The following is a 2408-nucleotide window of genomic DNA, read 5'->3' as shown; positions in this document are numbered from 1 at the left end:
AAAACCTTATAAATCAAAATCGATAAAATTGTTATCAAAATCATTAAAATAATGATACATATTAAGACAATTATTTCTTTCATTTTTTCCAATTAAAAATTAAAATATTCACAATATTGGCTATTGAAAACAATTGTTTAATTGAGTATTTATCAAACCATTTGCTAAAAGAGAAATCTATTATATTCTAAGCAAACACACTTTTTTTATTTGGATAACTCTACATTTAATATATTTGATTTAATACTTAGCTAAAATATAAAAAGTTTATCTAAAAAAGAAATTAGTTTACCTATAAATGTAAAAAAGTTTACAAATACTTATGACCGAACGAATCCTACAACTCTTACAAAACTTAAAAATTATGCCATTTACTATAGAAAAAGGTACAAATGGACATATAACAAGAGTAGCCGCACGAAAAATATTAGATGGAAGGACTAAAAAACCACGCATAGCAACACTTGAAATATTAATGAAATTTCTGAGCGATCACTACAAAGTATCAAGGGAATGGATGAAAGAAGGAACTGGAGAAGTTTATTTGAAAGATGAAGACGATTGTTTTTTAGAAAAGCATGGTGTTAGATTTGACTTTGACGAGTTGTTGATGCATTTCATTGAAAACCAAGAAATATATCTTGGTAGTTCTGAATCACTAAATTTAGCTTTCGTAAACAATATAGTAAAGAATAAGGACTTTTATATAAAAAACTCTGAATACTTTCGACTTTTTATAAAAGGGTTGGTCGAAGAAGGAATTGAAGAACGATTGAAGACTTTGAAAGACATTGGAATTATAATTAAAAAAAATAATTAACTCGTTGTTAAATAAATTTGATGTTTGCCAAATTGAAATAAAACGTCTTTAGGAAGATTTATAAATTTTTTAATATTTTCTTCTTCTTTTTTCTCTATTTCTTTTTTTAGTTTTTCAATTTCTTTTTTCACTCTTGCCATAGAGTCTTCATGGGTGCTTATAACTTGCTCATCAATACACTTTTTGTTATAAAGCTTGTTCAGGTTTTTTTTAGTTGTTTCATCCATTTTCTACTCAATTGTCTCTGTAACTTTATTTATTATTTTATTATTTGATTGTGTATATTCAACAAACTTTTCCTCTTTTACAAAATTTTTCTTAGGAACAGTATGCAATAACTGCTTAAATAAAATTCTTATTGCTTTTAATAACTTTTCTTCTTCAATGGAATTTACTTTGAATAAGTATAATAATAGTTGTTTAAGACCTAAAGTTGCACAAATTGCTCCTAAGAAGATTCCACATAAATAATACACAAAATCTATCTCACGCTCAGGAGTTAAAGCCCAGTATAGATAAACAGATGCGACGAAGAGATACATCAAACTCAAATAAAAAAAAGATTTGGCAAGATTTATCCAATCAATTTTATATCTAAAAATAAAAAGTATCATGAATAAAATACCAGTAACTAAAATGAAGATAGGGTTACCTACGTTAGCTAGAAAAAGATTCATATTCTTAAATCCATTGACTCTTTTTGACTTTTTCAAAGCGGTTAATTCATTATGAAGATTTTGTGATTTTTGTTCAGTATTTCTATGCGATACTAATAAATTTTCAGCTTTTTGATTTAAAGAATCTGGCAATATATTTAGCTTTATCAGCTCATTTAAAAAATGAACTGATTCTATTCTGTCAGCATCTCTACTTTTTCTTGCTTCACGATGCTCTTTTCTTACTACTTCGACGTCTTCATTAAACGGAGACACAAACAACTGTGACATTGCTGTAATAACACCTGTTAAAACAGCAATGACAACAAAATATTTATATTTAGTTATGGTCGTCGTCGTCGTCGTCCCCGTCTTTATTTCCGATTGAGCCTGCTCCTTCTTTGTCAGAGGCTTGTATTTCTTCATATTCTTGTTCCGCTAGGTTATCTGGCTCACAACCAGTTGTTAAATTAATTCCTATTAAGAATAAGCAAACTAAAAGTAATTTTTTCATGATATTTTGATTTAAAGGTTTATAATAAAATCAAATGTATCTAAAAAACTACCTGTCAGAAAGTTCTATGGTACTAGAATAGGAATTGTTTTGCAATATAAGGAAAAGTTTACTTTTTAATGTATACTAAAAACAAAACCGTAATAATAGTATGGTTTTACCTTTTTCATAAATAAGTAAAACCCAAAAAGCTAGTAATTTGTTCCTATTACTAGCTTTTTTATTTAAAATGTTTATTGCTATTCTCTTCTCCCCATGCTAGTAGTCCCAGAATAAATCAATACACATTATACATCTATATTGTTTTTTACTCAAATTCTACTAAAAGCTACTAATAACTACTAAAAACATAAAAAATATTACAACAGGAATAATAATTCTAAATCTTAATTTCATAAAAATCTATTTGATTATTTTC

At 26.8% G+C, this 2408-nt stretch carries 3 protein-coding genes; 1 reads left to right on the top strand and 2 read right to left on the bottom strand.

Annotated features, from left to right (window positions below):
• Positions 1–364 precede the first annotated feature (364 nt).
• Positions 365–820, top strand: coding sequence for a hypothetical protein (locus tag AA089_RS22825; protein WP_241480032.1), 456 nt, complete (start codon positions 365–367; stop codon positions 818–820).
• Here AA089_RS22825 and AA089_RS22820 read toward each other — a convergent pair.
• Together AA089_RS22820 and AA089_RS22815 are read right to left on the bottom strand one after the other, a co-directional pair.
• Positions 817–1047, bottom strand: coding sequence for a hypothetical protein (locus AA089_RS22820; RefSeq protein ID WP_046759341.1), 231 nt, complete (start codon positions 1045–1047; stop codon positions 817–819). The two genes, AA089_RS22825 and AA089_RS22820, sit on opposite strands and share 4 nt — an antisense overlap.
• 3 nt (positions 1048–1050) lie before the next feature.
• Positions 1051–1902, bottom strand: coding sequence for a hypothetical protein (locus tag AA089_RS22815; protein WP_046759340.1), 852 nt, complete (start codon positions 1900–1902; stop codon positions 1051–1053).
• Positions 1903–2408: the final 506 nt, after the last annotated feature.

The organism is Kordia jejudonensis (assembly GCF_001005315.1).
GTDB classification, from domain to species: Bacteria; Bacteroidota; Bacteroidia; order Flavobacteriales; family Flavobacteriaceae; genus Kordia; species Kordia jejudonensis.
Note: the sequence above shows the minus strand (reverse complement) of the source record. Positions and strands in the feature narration are given on the sequence as shown.